13 protein-coding genes are annotated in these 20,832 nt (G+C 45.4%); 11 read left to right on the forward strand and 2 right to left on the reverse strand.

Annotated features, from left to right (window positions below; translation table 11 throughout):
* Positions 1-144: 144 nt before the first annotated feature.
* The 5 genes from NSQ50_RS04175 to thrC all read left to right on the forward strand — a co-directional run bounded on the left by NSQ50_RS04175 (position 145) and on the right by thrC (position 10,241).
* The gene (locus NSQ50_RS04175; RefSeq protein WP_076100564.1) at positions 145-2,697 is read left to right on the forward strand and encodes a beta-mannosidase; all 2,553 of its coding nucleotides are present in this window, start codon (positions 145-147) and stop codon (positions 2,695-2,697) included.
* Between the two features lie 25 nt (positions 2,698-2,722).
* On the forward strand, positions 2,723-4,876 hold the full coding sequence (locus tag NSQ50_RS04180) for an alpha-galactosidase (RefSeq protein ID WP_036686930.1): 2,154 nt from the start codon (positions 2,723-2,725) through the stop codon (positions 4,874-4,876).
* Between the two features lie 594 nt (positions 4,877-5,470).
* Positions 5,471-6,430, forward strand: coding sequence for an alpha/beta fold hydrolase (locus NSQ50_RS04185; protein ID WP_370510618.1), 960 nt, complete (start codon positions 5,471-5,473; stop codon positions 6,428-6,430).
* 1,667 nt (positions 6,431-8,097) lie between these two features.
* Positions 8,098-8,601 carry a CYTH domain-containing protein gene (locus tag NSQ50_RS04190; protein WP_036680734.1) on the forward strand — a complete coding sequence of 168 codons (504 nt, stop codon included), beginning with the start codon at positions 8,098-8,100 and terminating at the stop codon, positions 8,599-8,601.
* A gap of 248 nt (positions 8,602-8,849) precedes the next feature.
* Positions 8,850-10,241: a threonine synthase gene (thrC, locus tag NSQ50_RS04195; RefSeq protein WP_036680736.1), complete on the forward strand. Its 1,392-nt coding sequence runs from the start codon at positions 8,850-8,852 to the stop codon at positions 10,239-10,241.
* An 87-nt stretch (positions 10,242-10,328) separates the two neighbouring features.
* Here thrC and NSQ50_RS04200 read toward each other — a convergent pair whose 3' ends face one another.
* On the reverse strand, positions 10,329-11,603 hold the full coding sequence (locus tag NSQ50_RS04200) for a PucR family transcriptional regulator (protein WP_038568822.1): 1,275 nt from the start codon (positions 11,601-11,603) through the stop codon (positions 10,329-10,331).
* Positions 11,604-11,724: 121 nt separating this feature from the next.
* Between NSQ50_RS04200 and NSQ50_RS04205 the strand changes: the two genes are divergently transcribed.
* From NSQ50_RS04205 to NSQ50_RS04230, 6 genes are all read left to right on the forward strand, one after another.
* The gene (locus tag NSQ50_RS04205) at positions 11,725-13,665 is read left to right on the forward strand and encodes an NAD(P)/FAD-dependent oxidoreductase (protein WP_036680741.1); all 1,941 of its coding nucleotides are present in this window, start codon (positions 11,725-11,727) and stop codon (positions 13,663-13,665) included.
* 29 nt (positions 13,666-13,694) lie between these two features.
* A complete protein-coding gene (locus tag NSQ50_RS04210; RefSeq protein ID WP_051491139.1) occupies positions 13,695-14,507 on the forward strand; it encodes an acetoacetate decarboxylase family protein in 813 nt (270 codons plus the stop codon).
* 77 nt (positions 14,508-14,584) lie between these two features.
* Positions 14,585-15,358: an SDR family NAD(P)-dependent oxidoreductase gene (locus NSQ50_RS04215; RefSeq protein ID WP_036680744.1), complete on the forward strand. Its 774-nt coding sequence runs from the start codon at positions 14,585-14,587 to the stop codon at positions 15,356-15,358.
* A gap of 251 nt (positions 15,359-15,609) precedes the next feature.
* Positions 15,610-16,596 (forward strand): Gfo/Idh/MocA family protein, encoded by a 987-nt coding sequence (locus NSQ50_RS04220; protein WP_036680747.1) that lies wholly within the window; start codon positions 15,610-15,612, stop codon positions 16,594-16,596.
* Positions 16,597-16,618: 22 nt separating this feature from the next.
* A complete protein-coding gene (locus NSQ50_RS04225; protein ID WP_076224957.1) occupies positions 16,619-17,494 on the forward strand; it encodes a radical SAM/SPASM domain-containing protein in 876 nt (291 codons plus the stop codon).
* Between the two features lie 129 nt (positions 17,495-17,623).
* Positions 17,624-19,693 (forward strand): class I SAM-dependent methyltransferase, encoded by a 2,070-nt coding sequence (locus tag NSQ50_RS04230; RefSeq protein WP_076224958.1) that lies wholly within the window; start codon positions 17,624-17,626, stop codon positions 19,691-19,693.
* Between the two features lie 99 nt (positions 19,694-19,792).
* On the opposite strand, the gene NSQ50_RS04235 is transcribed toward NSQ50_RS04230, so the two are convergent.
* Positions 19,793-20,608 carry a hypothetical protein gene (locus NSQ50_RS04235; RefSeq protein WP_076224959.1) on the reverse strand — a complete coding sequence of 272 codons (816 nt, stop codon included), beginning with the start codon at positions 20,606-20,608 and terminating at the stop codon, positions 19,793-19,795.
* Positions 20,609-20,832: the final 224 nt, after the last annotated feature.

Here is a 20,832-nt window from a genome sequence, read left to right on the forward strand (position 1 = left end):
TCAAAAGGGTTCAATGAATTAATTTGAGTCTTATGCTATTTTTGAGAAGTCTATGCTTACCAAACTTAGGCATATGCTTCCGAAGCGAGTTTTGCGCGAAGTCATTCAGAGAAGTCTATGCTTACAAAACTTTTAGGAGGTATTATGAAACATTTGCATATGAATCTTGCGAAGTGGGAATTTAGAGGCTGTGGTGATGAGGAGTGGCTTCCGGCGACTGTGCCAGGTACAGTTCATACGGATTTACTAAAGAACGGAAAAATTTCAGACCCCTTTTATGGAACAAATGAACATGATCTACAGTGGATCGATAAGAAGGACTGGGAATATCAAACCTCGCTGCAGTTGGGGGAAGAGTGGCAGGAGCTTGCTTGTACGGAGTTAGTTTTTGAGGGACTGGATACTTATGCAGATGTGTACGTGAATAATGTACATGTGCTCGCTGCTGATAATATGTTTCTGGCATGGAAAGTGGATGTCAAAGGTCAGCTGAAGACTGGAGAAAATAATATACGGGTGAAGTTCCGCTCTGTGGTTAAGGAAGATTTACCGAAATTAGCGAAGCTGGGTTATGCGCTGCCTGCCTCGAATGATCAATCCGAGCTTGGGGGATTAGATGAACAACGGATTAGTATTTTTGCGCGCAAAGCACCTTATCATTACGGCTGGGATTGGGGCCCGCGTTTTTTGACCAGTGGAATTTGGCGTGCAGCATCTCTGGTGGGACGTGACACCGTTCAAATTACTGACCTCTATATCCGTCAAAATGTGATTGCTAAGGAAGAAGCTCGCCTGACCGCAATGGTAGAAGTGGATGCTCCTGCTGCTTGGCGGGGAATGCTGCGAATAAGTGCCGATGGTTTGGAGTGGATGCAAGCGGTTACTTTAGAGGAAGGCAAGCAGCAATTAGAGATGAATATTGTTATACCTGAGCCAAAGCTCTGGTGGTGCAGGGGCCTTGGAGAGCCTCATTTATATACCTTCCAAGCGGAATTGCTGCAGGGAACGGAAGTAGAGGTTAGCAAAAGTGTAAAAACCGGACTCCGCAGTATTGAATTGATTCGGGAGCGTGATGCCAAAGGAGCTTCGTTTTCTTTTGCGCTGAATGGAGTTTCCGTCTTCGCCAAAGGTGCCAATCATATTCCAAATGACAGCTTCACCACAGAAGTAACCGAGGAGCGGTATCGGCATGAAATTGCCACAGCAGTAGAATCGAATATGAACATGCTGCGCGTTTGGGGCGGCGGTATATATGAAGAAGATATTTTTTATCAGCTCTGTGATGAATACGGACTGCTGGTCTGGCAGGACTTTATGTTCGCTTGCAGTATGTATCCCGGGGACGAGGCGTTCCTTGAGAATGTGAAAAAAGAAGCCGAATACAACGTCAAAAGATTGCGCAATCATCCCTGCATCGCCTTATGGTGTGGCAATAACGAGATTGATTCGGCCTGGTCACAGTTCGAGGAAAATATGGGCTGGGGCTGGAAAGAAAAACTCGGCGCTGAGCAAAGAGCGACAATGTGGGCCGATTATATTAAAATCTTCCACCGTATTCTGCCGGAGGCTGTAGCCGCATTCCATCCAGGTGTGGACTATTGGCCGTCTTCGCCGCTGCGGGAGCTGACTGGCGATATAAATCAGCATGCGACGCGGATTGTGGGCGAAGGGGATGTGCATTACTGGGGTGTGTGGCACGGGATCGAGCCATTTGAGAACTATAATACAAAGGTTGGCCGCTTTATGAGTGAATACGGCTTCCAGTCGTTCCCGGAACTGAAAACCGTAATGAGCTATGCAGAAGAGCAGGATATGGAGCTTACCTCAGAGGTGATGCTGGCACATCAGAAGAATGGTCGCGGTAATCTGCTGATTAAAGAATATATGGATATGTATCTGCCGCAGCCGAAGGACTTCAAAGCCTTTTTATATATGAGTCAAATCCTGCAGGCCGAAGCGATCCGAATCGCGATTGAAAGCCACAGAAGAAATAAACCTTATTGTATGGGCACTTTATATTGGCAGATGAATGATTGCTGGCCGGTGGCTTCTTGGGCGGGGATGGATTATAACGGGCGCTGGAAAGCTCTGCAATATACCGTGCGTTCAAGCTTCCAAGATGTTTTGTTGTCTATCGACGGTACAGACCGTGAGAAGGTAGACGTTCATGTCGTATCTGATTTAAGAACAGCAGTGAGCGCTGAGTTGGTGCTTACTTTGTATCAGTTTAACGGTTCGGTGCTGCGAGAGTGGACACATCCCTTTGAGCTGGGAGCTGATTCTGCTGCTATCGTATTCTCTTCTCCTGTGGCAGACCTGCTAGAAGGTCAAGGGGTGGGTGATGTATTGCTTGGAATTTGCTTGCAGGCGGATGGCCGGGTGATAGATCACAAGCTGCATTATTTTATTCCGGAAAAAGAAATTGCGTTACAGCGCTCAGTGATTACCGTGCTGGAAACTCCAGAGAGTGGCGGATTAAGCTTCACCGTGACCAGTGATGTATTAGCTAGAGGCGTATACCTGACTTCAGAAGACGAAGGAATATTCTCTGACAATTATTTTGACCTTCTCCCAGGTCAGACCAAGACGATAGAGTTCTCACAACGCGGGAACGATGGAAGAGACTGGATTCCAGCCGCACCTAAGGGGCTAAAGGTTCAATCGATGGTTGATTTTGTGAGCGAAGATTTGCTGTAAATCCTAAGGAGAGAAGGACTGGCACATGGGGATTTTAGTTCAGGAAGATAAGGGATTATTCCATTTACAGAGTGCAGGGATGAGTTACATTCTTCAGCTTGTAAATGATTATCCGGCACATGCGTATTGGGGCAAGAAGCTGCGTAGTGACAGCAATTTGGAAGGGCTGTTGAATCTGGGAGGAAATACGGGTCTCGACCGGCTCCCGCAGGAATACCCACAATACGGGACGGGAGATTTCAGAACACCTGCTTATCAAGTTCGGCTCGAAGACGGCACTCGTATTACAGAGTTGAAATACAGCGGGTATCGGGTAGTTGAGGGTAAACCTTCACTGCCGGGTCTACCATCCGTATATGTTGAGTCTGCGCAAGAAGCACAGACGTTGGAGCTTACACTTAAAGATGATTACACCAAGCTGAATGTTATTTTGCGCTATACAGTTTTTGAACATACTAACGTAATCACCCGCTCTGTGGAGTTCACCAATGCGGGGAAAACGCAGCTGCAATTGCAGCGTGCACTGAGTGCTAGTGTCGATTTCTCGTCTGGCGATATGGATATGATCTATTTGGCAGGAGCTTGGTCAAGGGAAGGTAATCTGACTCGTAGACGTCTGGTGCAAGGTGGTACGACCATTGGGAGCCGCAGAGGGATGAGCAGCCACCAGTTAAATCCATTTGCTGCGCTGGTGAAACCTGAAACGGATGAAAATCATGGAGAGGCCTACGGCTTCAGTCTTGTATATAGTGGAGGCTTTGAAGCTGAGGCAGAGGTCGATTCCTTCGGGATGACCCGGTTTACGATGGGACTGAACTCTTTTGATTTCTCCTGGCTGCTGGAGCCGGGCGAACAATTCCAGACCCCTGAGGTAGTGATGGTGTATTCTTCCGAGGGGATCGGGGAAATGTCGAGAACCTATCATCGCCTGTACCGGACCCGTTTATGCAGAGGATTATATAGAGATAAGGAACGGCCCATTCTGGTCAACAATTGGGAAGCTACCTATTTCAACTTCGATGCGGATAAATTGGAGTCGATTGCGGCGGAAGGAGCCAAGCTCGGGATAGAGCTATTCGTGCTGGACGATGGCTGGTTTGGCAAAAGAGACGCTGACAACTCCTCTCTCGGAGACTGGGTGGAGGATCTGCGCAAGCTTCCGGGCGGACTGTCTGATGTGGCGCAGCGCGTGAACAATCTAGGCTTGCAGTTCGGCCTTTGGTTCGAGCCGGAGATGATCTCGCCGGACAGCGAGCTCTATCGTAAGCATCCCGACTGGTGTCTGCATGTGCCGGGACGCCGCCGCAGCGAAGCTCGCTGGCAATTGGTGCTGGACTATACTCGGGAGGATGTGCGCCAGTACATTTATGAGTCACTGTCCCGGATTTTCTCGACCGTGCCCATTAGTTATGTGAAATGGGATATGAACCGTTGTTTAACGGAGATTGGCTCTGCAGAGTTACCTTCTGAACGCCAAGGGGAAACCGCACATCGTTATGTGCTTGGTCTGTATGAGCTATTGGAGCAAATAACTTCAGAATTTCCACATATCCTGTTCGAGAGCTGCTGTAGTGGTGGTGGCCGCTTCGACCCAGGCATGCTGCATTACATGCCGCAGACCTGGACCAGTGATGATACCGATGCTGTGGAACGACTGAAGATTCAGTATGGAACAAGTCTGGTGTATCCGGTTAGTTCGATAGGCGCGCATGTGTCTGCCGTGCCGAATCATCAGGTAGGACGGATCACCCCGCTGTCCTTCCGTGGAGATGTAGCTATGTCCGGTAATTTCGGTTATGAGCTGGATCTTACGAAGTTTACAGACGAAGAGAAGGAAATTGTGAAGGAACAGGTTGCGAACTATAAGCAAATCCGCAGTCTTGTGCAGCAAGGGAATCTGTACCGGCTGCATAGCCCGTTTGAGGGCAATGAGACAGCATGGATGTTCGTGTCCGATGATCAGCGTGAGGCATTAGTTTATTACTTCCGGGTAATGGCTGTGCCGCACCCGCCCCGCCGTAGCCTGAAGCTGAATGGTTTGAATCCGGAGCTGGATTATATTCTGGAGGTGAGTGGTGAGGTTTACGGTGGTGATCGGCTAATGCAGGCTGGACTGGCTCTGCCGGATATCCAGCAGGATTTTGTTAGCGGATGTTATAAATTGAAGGTGCAGGATTAGAATTCATTAGATAAACAGAAAGCAAACCCCGAGCAAACACGAGCAATGCTGCGAGCAAGACATAAGCAAGCTACGAGTAAGACATGAGCAAGCTACGAGTAAGACATGAGCAAGCTACGAGCAAGCCATGAGCAAACACGAGCAAGCCATGAGTAAGCTGCGAGCAAGCCATGAGCAAACACGAGCAAGCCACCAGCAAGCTACGAGCAAGCCATGAGCAAACTACGAGCAAGCCATGAGCAAGCTACGAGTAAGACATGAGCAAACACGAGCAAGCCACCAGCAAGCCATGAGCCTAGCTCGTGGTTTGCTTTTTTTGTTGGCAATGACAAATTTGAACCAGCTGAAGCTGCGGATGGCAAGGCAGCCTTGACCGTCTCCGCCTATACACATATATTCCTTATGTTATGACATCCTGTGCAACTACCTTGCGTAAGACGCTGTAGCTTTTTTACCTGTTCATATTCCGTTCATATTAAGGTCATAGAGAGTACATCTTTATTGGTTAATCTTAGATTAGCAGTTAGTTATGGCAGTCCAATACACAGGTGATGACAGGAGAAGATACGATTGAAAATAAAAGAAGTAATGAAAATGAAGGCGGGCACGAGAACAAGTAAAATACTAAACATACTACTTAAAGTAATAGGAGCAATAATTATCGCAATCCTGCTTTTTCTCGCCATTGTTTATACAGTTAATCTGATCAGCAACAAATCGGAACAGAGTAAAATAGAGCCCTATGGTCAGTTAGTACCTGTTGATGGGAAAAATATGAATGTTTATATTCAAGGAAAAGGTGAAGAAATAGTCGTTCTACTACCGGGTTATGGCACAGCAGCGCCAGCTCTTGATTTTAAATCATTAATAAATGAGCTCTCACCGTTTTACAAAGTCGTCATGATTGAGCCTTTTGGGTATGGATTAAGTGATCTGACCAAAAAGGAGCGCAGCACAGAGAATATTGTAAGTGAAATTCATGAGGCTTTACAGGCTCTTAATATTGACCGTTATATTCTAATGGGCCACTCCATTTCAGGCATTTATGGACTAGATTATGTTAACAAGTATGAAAATGAAGTGAGTGCATTTGTCGGGCTTGATAGTAGTGTTCCATCGATAAGCGAGAGGAAAATCGAAGCTTCGGAATTAAAAACTATAAATCTGCTCAAAAAATCAGGTCTAATCAGATTGCAAATGAAATTCAGTGCTGACCCAATTGCTGAACTACCATTTGATGATAAAACAAAAGAACAAATGAGATTGATCAATCGCAAAAACATATTTAATCCCACCCAATTAAATGAAGCTGGAATGATGTATTCTAATTTTAAATCAGCTGAAAGTTTAACATTTCCTAAAAATCTTCCTCTTATTTTCTTTATACAAGCGAATCAACCAGCAACGGATAGATGGATACCAGAGCATGAAAAGCAAATCAAGGACTCTGTACATGGAAAAATAGTGAAGTTTGAAGAGGGACATTATTTATATCGCACTAAAGCAAAAGAAATCGTAGAAGACTTTCAGGCATTTATGAAAGAAATAAAATAAGTTTGCCGTCGAGCCGAGCGGATTTCAGGATTTCCTCTGATTTTCGTTCGGTTTTTTATTAGTCCGTAAGATATGGGGGAGTGCCACCAGTTAACGATGCTCCATCAATAGGGTTTGGTCTGGGATAAGAATGAGAAGGTGCTGACTGCATATAATGGAGAATTTCCTTGGTTGCTGCTAGGTTCCTAGGTACCCTGCTTCGAATCGGACTCAGGAGTCCTTATTTGCTAAAAAAGAGGCAATTGGGACTTCATTCGGACCCCAGCGACGTTATTGGCTAATTATCGCAATCGCATGGGGTGTTTTGGAGTAAATAGCTGCATCTGGGTCCGATACCATCTCAAATATGCGTTTTTTTCGCGAATAGAGGCTATACGGTCCGTAAGTAAATAGGGAGTGGGGGAGTATGAGAAAGTTGAGTAAGTATGAGTAAGTATGAGTAAGTATGAGTAAGTATGAGTAAGTATGAGAAAGTATGAGAAAGTATGAGAAAGTATGAGAAAGTATGGGGGAGTGCCACCAGCTAACGATGGTCTAATCTTTAGGGTTTGGTCTGGGATAAGAATGAGAAGGTGCTGACTGCATATAATGGAGAATTTCCTTGGTTGCTGCTAGGTTCCTAGGTACCCTGCTTCGAATCGGACTCAGGAGTCCTTATTTGCTAGAAAAGAGGTAATTGAGGCTACTTTCGGACCCCAGCGACGCTATTGGCTAATTATCGCAACCGCATGGGGTGTTTTGGAGTAAATAGCTGCACCTGAGTCCGATACCATCTCAAATGTGCGTTTTTTTCGCAAATAGCGTCTGTGCGGTCCGTAAGTAAATAGGGAGTAGGGGTGGTATGAGAGAGTATGAGAAAGTATGAAAAAGTATGAGCAAGTATGAGCAAGTATGAGAAAGTATGAGAAAGTATGAGGGAGTATGAGGAGGCACCAACAGTTAACGATGCTCCAATCATTATGGTTTGGTCTGGGTTAAGAACGAGAAGGCGCCGATTACATTTGATGGAGAATTTCCTTGGCTGCTGCTAGGTACCTAGGTACCCTGCTTCGGATCGGACTCAGGAGTCCTTATTTGCTAGAAAAGAGGTAATTGAGGCTACTTTCGGACCCCAGCGACGCTATTGGCTAATTATCGCAACCGCATGGGGTGTTTTGGAGTAAATAGCTGCACCTGAGTCCGATACCATCTCAAATATGTGCTTTTTTCGCAAATAGTGGCTATACGGTCCGTAAGTAAATAGGTGAGTATGACCAGTAGCGCATGACCAACTAATCGAATGGGTGAGTATGACCAGTAGCGCATGACCAACTAATCGAATGGGTGAGTATGACCAGTAGCGCATGACCAACTAATCGAATGGGGAGCCGCCAGTGCGCGCTGACCAACTAATCGAATAGGTGAGTACGACCAGTGGCACACTGACCAACTAATCAAATGATGCTTCCCAATGATCGCCGGCTGACTCGCTAATTATCCGTAGTTTCCAGTAATCTATGGTGAGCCCCAGCTTCCACAACCTCCATAAATCCCACAATGAGCACCACGGTAGCCTTTTTAAGCTAGAGCATGTCCTATTTCTCTATAATCCACATTGACTTGGGTTTGTCACACCCCTATGATGATTATTAATATAAAATATATGACACGAAGAGGAGCGAAACATCATGGCTTTGGAGATCGAACGCAAGTTTCTGCTGCCGGAATTTCCGGAGCAGCTGATTCAAAAGGGAGAATTGAAGATTGTTACCCGTCATAATATCGATCAGACATATCTGGCGATAGATGGTGGTCAAGAGCTTCGTGTGCGTAAAATTACGGATCTGGACTCAGGTGAGGTAACCTACACGCATACGTTTAAGGATGGCAAAGGGATCAAACGCGAAGAGATCGAATATTTTATCTCAGAGGGTTTATATAATCAGATGATCGAAGCGGTAAATGCGGTAGCTTTGGTCAAAGAGCGAATTACAGCGGTGTGGAATGGCACAACGGTTGAGATCGACGTATATTCCCAGCTGAAATTGTCCGTACTCGAGGTTGAATTTGAATCTCTGGAGGAAGCGGAAAGCTTTAAAGAGCCGGAATGGTTCGGTAAGGATGTTAGTACAGAACGGCAATACAGCAACAAAACAGTCTGGAGAGAGCTGCAAAATAAGACAAAGAATTAACGGACTTTAGCGCGTAAACGTGGTAGTATATAGGGAAAACAAGCAGAAATAGCTTTATCATCCCTAACTAGCTTAAGGATAACGTTTAGGGTGAAACTTATAGTTAATTATAAGAACTTATAAGTGGTGCAACTATAATAGCCTTATATTTCTGCGAGAAACAGTTGTCATCTCTATAGGACGACAACGTTGTTTCTTCTTATCATATATTCTTGTCATATATTAACGAGGGGTTCAGGAGGATGAGCATGAAGTTTATAAGCACAAGAGGTAATGTGGAACCTAAAGGTTTTATTGATACGGTGTTGATGGGACTTGCGGACGACGGTGGGTTGATGGTTCCATCCGAGATTCCAGTGGTTTCAGCAGCAACGTTGGAAGAGTGGAGAAGTCTTAGCTATCAGGAGTTGTTCCTGAAGATTGTTGCCTATTACACCAATGATGAGATTCCTTACGAGGATCTGCAGGAAATGGTCAACACCAGTTATGCCAATTTCCGCACACCTGAAGTAACGCCTATACACCAAGTAAATGATTCTTTATATGTACTTGAATTGTTCCATGGGCCTACTTTTGCTTTCAAGGATGTAGCGCTGCAGTTTATGGGTGAGCTGTATTCATATATTTCCAAAAAACAAAACAAAATCATCCACATCCTCGGTGCAACCTCTGGGGACACTGGAGCGGCGGCTATTCAAGGTGTACGCGGCAAAGAAGGCATCAAGATCTGTATTCTCCATCCACACGGCAAGGTAAGTAAAGTGCAGGAGCTGCAGATGACTACGGTGGACGACAGCAATGTACTGAATCTGTCTGTTCATGGTAACTTTGATGATTGCCAGAAGGTGATTAAGGATCTGTTCGCAGATCTGGACTTTAAAGGTCGGTATCATCTGCGTGCAATCAATTCCATTAACTTTGTACGGATTCTGGCGCAGACTGTTTATTATTTCTATGCATATCTGCATGTTGATGGCAGCAACGAGAAAAAGATTAATATCAGCGTGCCTTCCGGTAACTTCGGTAATATTTTCTCGGGCTATTTGGCTAAGCAAATGGGGCTTCCTATTAACAAGCTAATCATTGCTACGAATGAAAATAATATTTTGGAGCGTTTCGTGAATACTGGCGAATACAAACCAGGTAATTTCACAAGCACTTACAGCCCTTCGATGGATATCCAAGTGGCCAGTAATTTCGAACGGTATCTGTATTATCTGGTAGGCGAGGATTCTGAGAAGTTATCCGCGTATATGTCCAAGCTACAAACCGAAGGCAAGATTACGGTTGAAGGCGAGGCGCTTCAGCAGGTGCAGAAGGATTTTGCAGCGCTGGGTGTGAAGAATGATCAATGCTTGAATACGATCGCTAAGTATCAAAAAGAATATGGCTACCTGCTTGATCCACATACAGCATGTGGAATCGCGGCTTACGAAGCCTTTAATGGCCCGGATGAGATTGGCGTTACCTTTGCGACTGCACATCCAGCTAAGTTCGATGAGGCAATTACTTTGATCGATATTAAGCAGGAATTCCCGGCACAGATTAAAGCATTGTTCGAGATGCCACAACATCAAACCGTAGTGGATCATGACAAGGATGAAATCGTGCGTCAGCTGCAAGCTTTTTACGGATTGTAATATCATATACAGTTCTACTTCACAGCACAGCCCCCGTTCTTGGGATAAGAACGGGGGCTGTTTGTGCGTTTATAGTAGCTTCTAACATTAACGTTGCGGCGTACGGGTCTGCTCCCTAGCTTTTTCACAAAAAGCAGCGACCTTGTAAGAGACATAGTACGCCAGCATTTTTTCAGAATCGGTAAAGTCGGTGTCCAGCAGTCTGCTAATAAGATCGAGCTTATATCTGAGTGTATTCCGGTGAATGTACAGCTCGTCTGATGTAATCTGCATGTTCCGGTTATTTTTGAGATAAACGTAAAAGGTATGATACAGATTGGACTGGTGCACAGCATCGTATTCTTGAAGCTTGAGCAGCTCTGGATGGTAGTAGTTATTATCCTCGTTAAACACAACATCAGCAGAGAGCATCTCATAGAGCTGGATATCTGAGTAGTAAGTCAGCTGCTGCTGCGGGCTGAGAATGGAACCGATCCGAATAGCGTTTCGGGAGTGAAGATAGTGTCTCCTACACTGCGTAAGATTAGTGAATATATTGCTGATGCCAAGCGAGATGCCGGTTTGAGTTAGAAATTCCTGCAGTTGCTTATTTACAAGCTCTTTGGAGAGATTTCCGTCATGGATCATTACAATCTGCCCATCATAATAGGTGGAAGGACTGCCCGGAAAAAGCTGTTGCAAACGTTCTCTTAAATAATCATCATAACGGCCTGAACCCTCATACCAGGTAAGATCGAACAGCAGCACAAGCAGCTGATTTCCGAACTTTAATCCTGCACTCCGCATTCTGTCCTGAATGATCCGGTTGTCCTGAAGCTGTTCCTCTAGCAGTGCGCAGATAAAATCTTCAACTTTTATATTTTTGGCGTTGCGATAGTAGCTGTTTTTGCCCATCTCTTCGGCAAGTATGGTAGCGGTGATGGACAGCAGCTCGTTATCTCTGGCGCGAAAAGGATTTTTGCATCCAAGAAGCAATACATTACCGATTTGTTTGCCGGCTACTTTTATTTTGGAGATCAGTTTAGAGTTTGACGTTTCCTCGCAGGTTACTTCATAAGATTCATCGCTTTGTTTCCCACGCTGGACACTGTTCATTTTACTCACAGCCGCAATGAAGTCGTAAGAGCAATAACCTTTGCGGATATTATCACTCCATATGTAATCGTCGATATCGGAAAGGTCAGAGTGAGCTACAATTTTGAAGCTGCAATCAAATACAATGACGGGATTCTGCAGTAGCTCGGCAGCTGTCTGTACGATAGCTGAAAGGCCTGCACCTGAAATGTATGCAGTAAACAAAGATGCGGTATAATGCTCCATTTCGATTTTACCTGATATTTGCTCATTTAAGGAAACATCCATTCATATCGCCCCCTAGTTCAATAATAGTGCAATATGCACTATAAAGAAGTGATTTTTGGTGCTTGTAAATATATTCACAAAGTATTGGACGCCTTAAACTAAAGGTGGAGGTGCTAAGCAGATGAAATATGAAAAACTGTTTGCAGCAGGTAAAATTGGACGCCTTGAACTTAAGAATAGAATTGTATTGCCGGCTATGGGAACGTCACTGGCCGCGGCCAGTGGTGAAGCATCGGACGAAATGATTGCTTTTTATGAGGAACGTGCCGCGGGTGGCTGTGGTCTAATCATTACGGAAATTACGCGTGTGGATAATGAGACCGGAGTAGGTACACCGAACCAGCTGAATGCAAGTGACTTGCTGTTTGTGCCGCGTCTGGAGAAACTGGCAAGAGCTGTGCACCGTCATGACAGCAAAATATTCCTTCAGCTCCAGCATCCGGGCCGGCAAAATCACGGACGGCTTATTGGAGGCAAACAAATTGTTGCTCCTAGCGCAGTGATGTCTTCAGCGATTGGGGAAATGCCCCGGGAGCTGTCTACTGAAGAGGTAGAAGAGTTAGTTCGTAAATTTGTGTTCGGAGCTTATATAGCTAAAACAGCAGGTATTGATGGCGTGGAGATCCATGGTGCCCACGGCTATCTCGTAGGACAGTTTCTGAGCCCGCTTACCAATCTGAGAACTGATAAATATGGCGGTTCACTGGAAGGTAGAATGTCATTCCTGAACGAAATTGTGCTTGGCATCAAAAAGATCTGTGGCGCAGGATTCCCAGTATCGGTGCGAATCGACGGCGATGAATTTGTCTCAGGTGGGATTACACTGGATGAGGCTATCCAGACTGCGAAACATCTGGAAAGCATCGGAGTGGATTGCATAAATGTAAGCTCCGGCACTTATGAATCATCCAATACGATCATTGAGCCGATATCCTACCCGCAAGGCTGGAAAAAACATCTCTCCGCAGCCATTAAGCAAGCGGTGCAAATTCCAGTGATTGCTTGTGATGTGATCCGTAAGCCTGAATTTGCTGAGAGTCTGCTACAGGAAGGAAACACGGACTTTGTAGCCCTTGGAAGAGCCCAACTGGCCGATCCGGAGTGGGGTAACAAAGCGGCAGCAGGCAAAGAAGCAGAGATCAGAACCTGTATCTCTTGCCTGTACTGTATTCAGGAAGTGATGGAGTGCAAGGTAATCAAGTGTGCTGTCAATGCCAGAGTGGGCCGGGAGCTTGAATTTGCAGAACCAGCAAAAGATGGCGATGGCAAAGTAGTAGCTGTGATCGGCGGGGGTCCAGCAGGTATGGAAGCAGCACGGATTTTGGCGCTCAGAGATTTTAAACCTGTATTGTTCGAAGCCAGAGATGTGCTAGGCGGCAGTGTGGAGCTGGGAAGCCGGCCACCATTGAAGGAGAAGCTGAACTGGTTTATTGATAATATGCAGCATCAGTTAGAGGACCTGGATGTTGATGTCCATCTCTCTACGAAACCTACGCTGGAACAACTGAAGCAACTGAACCCTTATGCGGTATTTGTTGCCGCTGGGGCACAGCCTATAGTGCCTGTTATTCCGGGAGTGAAAAAGGCAGCGGTCTGCACGGTTGTTGACGTACTTAGTGGGTCAGTTGTGATTAAGAACAAGCAGGCTGTGGTCATCGGCTCCGGCATGACAGGGCTGGAAACGGCTGAATATTTAGCCGATATGGGAAATCAGGTCACGGTGGTGGAAATGCAGCCGCGGGTTGGCCCAGACGCCTATCTGCCAAATCTGATCGACATTGTGACTAGGCTGAAAAAGAACGGCGTGGAGCTCTTAGCATCAACCAAGCTGGTAGAAGTGCAGGACGGCGCGATTGTGCTTGAGAATACGTCCACTGGGGAAACTTCGCTGAAAAAGACGGATGCTGTTGTATTATCCATTGGTGTTACACCCGATCGCTCATTCGTTGATGAGCTGAAGCAGGTACTGCCCAATGTGAAGGTAATCGGCGATGCAGGCAAGCCAGGACGAATCGGACAGGCCATTCAATCTGGATTCGAAACGGCATTTGTGCTGAACTAAAGGGTTACTAATCTAAGGAGGGTTCATTCATGGTGAGTTTTGTGAAAAGTTTCGCAGATATGCAGAAATACGGAGGCAAGCCAACCACCTTTTATGATGCTGAGATGCTGACGGTGTATTGGGAGACCAAACCAGAGATTATCGAGCGTTTGTTGCCGAAGCCACTGAAGCCAACAAGCCGGCCGCTGGTAAATGCTTTTATCGCCAATTACCCAGCTACGAACTTTTGTCCACCTTATCGTGAAGCTGGATTGTTCGTTCTAGCAGACTATAACGGACAATTAGGCAACTATTGCCTGTCGATGCCTATTACAAGCGATATCGGGATGGCTATGGGCCGGGAAGTATGTGGGCTGCCTAAGAAAATGGCCGATGTGCGTATGAACACCTCAGAAGCTGGCATTGATGGGGCAATTGGCCGGCATGGCATTGACTTTTTCAACGTAAAAGCCACTATGGATGGACACTTCAATGACAATGGAGCCGAGAAGATTCTGGAGGAATATTACGGCAAAGATATCCCTTTGTATAACATCAAATATGCCAATGCAATTGACGGAAACGGCTTCGATCTGATGCCAACCTTGGTCACACAGCGTTTAGTAAGTGAGGTTAAAGTCTATAAAGCGGCAGAAGCCTCTATCACCTTCCAAGACTCCCCGCATGATCCTTGGAGTGAGCTTGAAGTTGTGAATATGCTGGGCGCGGTTTACACCGTCAGTACAAATGTGCTTGAAAAAGGTAAAATTCTGGAGCCTCTGAATCCAATGGAGTATCTTCCATACTGCTATCTCCGCTGGGACTGGTGGGAAAACAATTTGCAACCTGCTTCCTCAGTATAAGCCTATGTGTTTGAAGTGAGTTTGTGCGAAATGAAACCGAAGAAGGATTGGCTAACCAAACATTAGGAGGAATTAGAATGACTAACCTTTTTGATTTGACGGGTAAGACAGCTATTATCGCAGGAGCATCCAGTGGGATCGGGGTACAATTCGCAGAGATGCTTGCTGAGCAAGGAGCAGACATTGCTATTTTGGCTAGAAGATATGACAAGCTTGTAGCAGTAGCCGAGGATATCCGGGCTAAATACCCTGAACGCAGAATAATTCCTATTGAGTGTGATGTAAGAAAAGAGGACCAGATTATTGTGGCTGTTCAAAAGGTTATGGAAGCCTTTGGAAAAATTGATATTCTGCTGAACAATGCTGGTGTGGTGGATGCGGTTCCGATTGAAGCGCTGGAAGAAGAAGCTTGGGATCGGGTATTGGATACTGATTTAAAGGGCGTTTTCCTGATGTCGAAACATGTGATCCGGCATATGAAAGAACGGAATTACGGTAAAATCGTCAATACAGCCTCAATGCTAGGCCTTACAGCTTCTGCTTCGGTTCCTACGCATTCTTACAATGCTGCTAAAGGTGGAGTGATCCATCTGACAAGAGGGGTGGCGGCAACTTATGCTAAGCATGGGATTACTGTTAATGCGATTGGACCAAGCTTGTTCAAAACTGAAATGACTGAGAATACGTTATTTGCAGAAAAAGCGCTAAAAATGTACAACGCAGTGTGTCCGATGGGCCGCCCTGGTAATCCGGGAGAATTAAACGGTGCTGTACTCTACTTTGCTTCAGATGCTTCCAGCTACACTACAGGTCAGACTTTGTTTGTAGATGGCGGCTGGACGATTATATAGAGTTCATCTGGGTCCGTAAGTTCAGGCAATAGTTGTAACTCCAAAAAAAGGGTATCTCAAAAGCCATGAAAGGGTGGCTGGGATACGCCTTTTTTTGCATTGTACGATGAAAGATGCTCCGCCAGTAACAAGGGAATTGCTGAATTTATCAGAAATTGTCGTTAATTTGCCTTAAAAAGTAGACATGACTACCTATGAGTGAGAAAATAGCATGTAGAGTTAGTAATAACTAAAAAGGACGGGATAACATCATGACAATTCGTTTCGGGGTCATTGGAACAAACTTTATTACAGACCGCTTCGTGCAAGCCGGCTTGGAGAATGAGGAGTTTATCCTGACAGCCGTGTACTCTCGCACAATGGAGAAAGGTCAGGCCTTTGCTGCTAAATATGCGGGAGCTACAATTTATACGAATCTGGAAGATATGGTGAAAAGCAAAGATGTAGATGCTATATATATTGCCAGCCCAAATTCTATGCATGCAGAGCAAGCGATTATGTGCTTAAATCACGGCAAGCATGTGCTCTGCGAGAAACCGGCTGCATCCAACAGTATAGAGCTTAAAGCTATGATTGAAGCTGCGCGCACAAATGATGTGCTGCTGGTAGAGGCGATGAAATCGACTTTTATGCCGAACTTTGGAGTGATTCGGGATAATTTGTATAAACTCGGCCAAGTTCGCCGTTATTTTGCAAGTTATTGTAAGTACTCCTCTAGATATGATGCTTATCGGCAGGGGACTGTGCTAAATGCGTTTAATCCCGCTTTTTCCAATGGCTCGTTAATGGATCTTGGTGTGTACTGTTTGTATCCAATGGTGGTGCTCTTTGGCAAGCCTCAATCAGTACAGGCAGTGGGTGTCATGCTCTCCTCAGGTGTGGATGGTGAAGGAAGTCTCATTATGAAATATGACGATATGGATGCGGTAGTTATGCACTCCAAAATTTCCGACTCCTATCTGCCAGCTGAGATTCATGGAGAGAACGGTACGATGGTGATCGACAAGATCAATGAGCCTTATCAGGTGAAAATTTACTATCGTGATGGTACAGTTGAGGAGCTTACGTTGCCTCAGGTGTTTGAACCTATGTATTATGAGGTTGAGGAATTCATCAACTTGATTAAGAATGGTGAACGGGAGAGCAGAATTAATACTCATGAGAACTCCATGGCCGCAGCAGAGATTATGGAGGAAGCCAGAGCACAGATCGGTCTCCGCTATGCCTCAGATTTATAATAAATAGAATGGGGAGCAGGACTTGAAGACTTTTAAAAAGGTTTATATTGAGATAACAAGCGTCTGCAACCTCGCCTGCAGCTTTTGTCCACAAACCGCCCGGACGAAAAATTTCATGAAGCTGGATACGTTTAATACGATATTGGATGAAATTAAACCACACAGCAATCATATTTATCTTCACGTAAAAGGGGAGCCGTTGCTGCATCCCAAGATAGGTGAACTGCTGGATGCTGCTCATGCCAAAGGGTTCAAGGTTAATATTACAACTAATGGCACGTTAATTCATAAAGCCGGACCTAAAATTCTTGGTAAGCCCGCACTGCGTCAGATGAACTTTTCTCTGCACAGCTTTGATGGGCATGAAGGGTCAGAGAACCGTGAAGGCTATCTTTCAGAGATAATTTCTTTTGTACGGGAAGCCTCTGCGCAAGGGGTCATTATTTCTTTCCGCTTGTGGAATTTGACGGAGGATAATCTGACGAATCTGGAAAGAAACCGTAACCGTGAAACCCTCGCCCTGCTGGAGGAAGCCTTCAACTTGGATTTCAAGATCGAAGAAAAGGTTGTGCCTGGCAGTGGTGTCAAGATTGCCCCGCGCGTTTACATTAATCAGGATCATGAGTTCCGTTGGCCAGCGCTAAATGAGCCGGAAGATGACGGAAAAGGGTTCTGTCATGCCCTGCGGAGCCAAGCGGCGATTCTTGTGGATGGCACTGTTGTGCCATGCTGTCTGGATGGTGAAGGAGTAATTAACCTAGGCAACATCCATGAGACTCCGTTCTCAGAGATTATGGAGGGGGAGCGGGCGAACAATTTATTCTATGGCTTCTCACGTAGAGAAGCGGTGGAGGAGCTATGCCGCAAATGTGGGTATCGGCAGCGGTTCGGAACCTAATGATTGGAATGCAAACAGAACCGGGACATGGCTATTTCATGAATCCTGGTTCTGTTTTTTAATTAACGGGATTGTATATATATAATAATAGGTCTTTATAGTCTCCACTTTGGAGCGAAGGAGGAGCATATGCTGAAATCACTGGAAGCCATCGCCTTATACCGTGAAGGTGTGCAAGATCATTTGGAGGATAACCTTTGGCTGAAGCTTATTGTCCAAGCGGAGGAGCAGATAGTAAATTTGGAACGTGTGGAATCTCTGGAGGAGCTGGATCGCAGGAATCCCGTACTGGATTATGTGGAACGTAGCTTGCAGATTCTGGACCAACTCCCCCGTTCTATTTGGATAAAAGAGCTGGTGGAAGAAACGTTAATTTGGTCAGAAACAGCTAAGGGAGGTACAGCAAAGGAGCGGCTGGTTTGGCAGGAGGAAGGGATTAATTGTTTTGTACATAATTTAGGTTCCGCACAGTTATATGAGAGATATTTAGGGAGGGCTGTCTCCGAGAAAGGTGCGATGATTCAGCGGCTAATTGAGACTCATGGACTCATAGGACAGCAAATTCGCGGAGAAGTGCCGCCGGAAGTCAATAAGCCACTCCATGATATAGTGGAAGATCAGCTGCTGACCGCGGAGGAACTGGAACGCCTGCTGACCGTGCTCAATCATTGCATCATCGGAGCTGTGTCTCCCGAGTTATGGCAGAATGTGCAGCATGAAGTGAAGCAGCTTATTGAGCTGATTTCTTCAGGCGATCTTGCTAGTCCTATGCCGATGAAGGAACGACTGCGCAGAATGCGGCTGGGACCGATCTCTAGAGGAGAGGATTTCACTACGGAATGGGCTAAGCTGACGCAGGAAGGCTTCCATGCTGAACGGTTGGAGTCATTAAGTAAGATTACCTTCTGGTATGTGGAATCTGCATTACAGACCTTTTCGCTGGAGCAATTTCTGAAGGTGATGGTGCTTGCTGCCCAGAGGGCGCAAAATGAATTCTTAAGCCATATCAGCTTCGAACATGTCATGAACAGCATTTACTACGATTACAAGGGTGTTAAGAAGACCAACATTTATAAGAAGCGGATTATCGAAAAATATTTAGCGGAGCTTACATGGAAGGATATCGAGCAAGGGACTTTGCCTGCTGAGAACCCTCACCTACTCTTGCGGCAATATTCTAAGGAACATCTGCCAGGCACGGTATTTTTTCAATTCCAATTCTCGGCAGCGGCTGAGAAGCTGATCGAATTCTGTATGGAAGCTGAAAAATCACCCTTGTATGAACGTGCTGTATTGCTGTTGTTCGACCTATTCGAGTTGCGCAGGGATGCTTTCGACCGTTTTCATAATGAAGATACCTACTTAAGCCAAATGAATAATACAGCAGATTATAAAGCCGTAATTCTGGATCATGTCACTGGACAAAAAGTGCTGGATATCGGTCCGGGCGGCGGTGTGCTGCTGGATTTACTGGAAGAGCGTATGCCTGAGGTTACTCCTATCGGCATTGATATCTCAAGCAATGTAGTGGAAGCCTTGCGGCAACGCAAGCAGCGGGAAGGTCGCCAGTGGGAGGTGCTGCAGGGAGATGCGTTGAACCTTAAAGATTTCGTGGAGGCTGGAACGGTGGACACGGTAATCTTCTCTTCGATTTTGCATGAGCTATATTCTTATGTGCCGCTAAATGGTAATAAGTTCAATCACGACACCGTCTCCGCAGCTCTGCGAAGTGCCTTTGCGGTATTGTCAGCTGGCGGGGTTATCATTATCCGCGATGGGATCATGACCGAACCTGCATCATTGCTGCGGAGAGTTCACTTTTTGGAAGAGGACGGTCTGATGTGGCTGGAGCGTTATGCGAAGGATTTTGCTGGACGTCAGATTCAGTTTCAAAGATTAGGGGAACAAGAAGTGCTCATGCCCGTTAATGATGCCATGGAATTTTTATATACGTATACCTGGGGGGAAGAGGCTTATATTCATGAAGTCCAAGAACAATTTGGTTATTTCACCCCTACGGAGTTTGCCTCATTTATTGAACAGATTTTAGGAAAGCAGGCGAAGCTTGAGATCTTCCGGCATTACCTGCAAGAAGGTTATACCGAAGCTTTGCGTGATAGAGTAAGGTTCATGGATGAGAGCGGACAGGAAGTGGCGCTGCCGGACAGCACCTGCTTTATTGTGATTCGGAAGGAATAGCCGAAGAATAACATTAGCTGCATCTAAAAAAGCAATCGGCAGACCCTCTGATGCGGAGGAGATCCGATTGCTTTTTTTATTTAGAGAATCATGCCCTTGTTAAATTAGTACTTCTAGCTGCGACTTATCAGATTCTTCAGCTAAACGTTGAATTTCTTGATAGGTAGCTAATTGTTCTGTCCGCTCATTGGTGTTCTCTTCAGAAGGTTTAATTTCTGTTGAACCTGCTTTATCGATCTGATCTTTAATTTTATCTCCCGTGTCTTTCATGGCATCGCCTAACGTTTCGTTCATTTCCGATAGTTTATTTTCGATTTTGGATAACTGCTCCCGTTTGGCTGTTGCAGAATGAGTAGAACGAGCCTCATCCAGCTCTATTTCCTTGGTCAGAATTTTAGCCTCGCCACGCATCTTAGTGTGGGTAGAAGAAACTACCTCCATTTGGCTAACATCTTGGCTTACAGAAACAAGCGTATTTAATCTTTCGTTTTGTATCTCTTGCTCGGTTTTAGGTTCATCCGATTGATTTTCTTTTTGAGCATTTTCTAAGTTCTTTTGTTGCTCTTCGAAGCTGTATTTTGCAATTTGTTGGTCAATCGTTTGGAGCTGCTTGTCGAACTCCTTAAGTTGATCTTGAATAGATTCGAGATTATGCGAACTTTTGGTAGTTCTTTCAATCAGACTGTTCTTACTGTCGATGATACTTTGTTTTTGTTTAAGCAGGGAGTTAACCATTCCGTCCATTTTGGATTGATTTTGAAAAGCGGCCTTTGCAGATTTACTTATTGATAATTTGTCTCCATTGCCATTACCACTAGTATTGCTGTTTGATTTCATGGTTTTATCGTTAGTTTGGTGACTAACAGAGACATTAAACCTCGTTCCCATAGATGAGGTCATATTCGTTATGTGCATGGTTCTTTATCCTCCTACGACGATAAGATCTATCTATAATATATCGGCAAATCAGCAGTAATACTTAATAAGGAGAGCTGTTAGCCGCAGCGCTGGTTGATGGATACTTAACGGCTTCTTTGTCCTAATTATCCTGGAATGTTATTCGTTTGCAGCGTGTCTAAAGATTTGATTAGCCTATCTGAACAAAGCCCGGAAGAGGAAGCTGTTTTCGATTCCAGGCT

Source organism: Paenibacillus sp. FSL R10-2788, from assembly GCF_038003885.1.
Lineage (GTDB): Bacteria > Bacillota > Bacilli > Paenibacillales > Paenibacillaceae > Paenibacillus_AQ > Paenibacillus_AQ odorifer.

Bases quoted from the DNA above. Each gene is read 5' to 3' on its own strand.
- NSQ50_RS04210 (WP_051491139.1), top strand. From the start codon at position 13,695: ATGGTGAGTTTTGTGAAAAGTTTCGCAGATATGCAGAAATACGGAGGC.
- NSQ50_RS04220 (WP_036680747.1), top strand. From the start codon at position 15,610: ATGACAATTCGTTTCGGGGTCATTGGAACAAACTTTATTACAGACCGC.
- NSQ50_RS04185 (WP_370510618.1), top strand. From the start codon at position 5,471: ATGAAGGCGGGCACGAGAACAAGTAAAATACTAAACATACTACTTAAA.
- NSQ50_RS04230 (WP_076224958.1), top strand. From the start codon at position 17,624: ATGCTGAAATCACTGGAAGCCATCGCCTTATACCGTGAAGGTGTGCAA.
- NSQ50_RS04200 (WP_038568822.1), bottom strand. From the start codon at position 11,603: ATGGATGTTTCCTTAAATGAGCAAATATCAGGTAAAATCGAAATGGAG.
- NSQ50_RS04175 (WP_076100564.1), top strand. From the start codon at position 145: ATGAAACATTTGCATATGAATCTTGCGAAGTGGGAATTTAGAGGCTGT.
- NSQ50_RS04215 (WP_036680744.1), top strand. From the start codon at position 14,585: ATGACTAACCTTTTTGATTTGACGGGTAAGACAGCTATTATCGCAGGA.
- NSQ50_RS04190 (WP_036680734.1), top strand. From the start codon at position 8,098: ATGGCTTTGGAGATCGAACGCAAGTTTCTGCTGCCGGAATTTCCGGAG.
- thrC (WP_036680736.1), top strand. From the start codon at position 8,850: ATGAAGTTTATAAGCACAAGAGGTAATGTGGAACCTAAAGGTTTTATT.
- NSQ50_RS04180 (WP_036686930.1), top strand. From the start codon at position 2,723: ATGGGGATTTTAGTTCAGGAAGATAAGGGATTATTCCATTTACAGAGT.
- NSQ50_RS04235 (WP_076224959.1), bottom strand. From the start codon at position 20,608: ATGCACATAACGAATATGACCTCATCTATGGGAACGAGGTTTAATGTC.
- NSQ50_RS04205 (WP_036680741.1), top strand. From the start codon at position 11,725: ATGAAATATGAAAAACTGTTTGCAGCAGGTAAAATTGGACGCCTTGAA.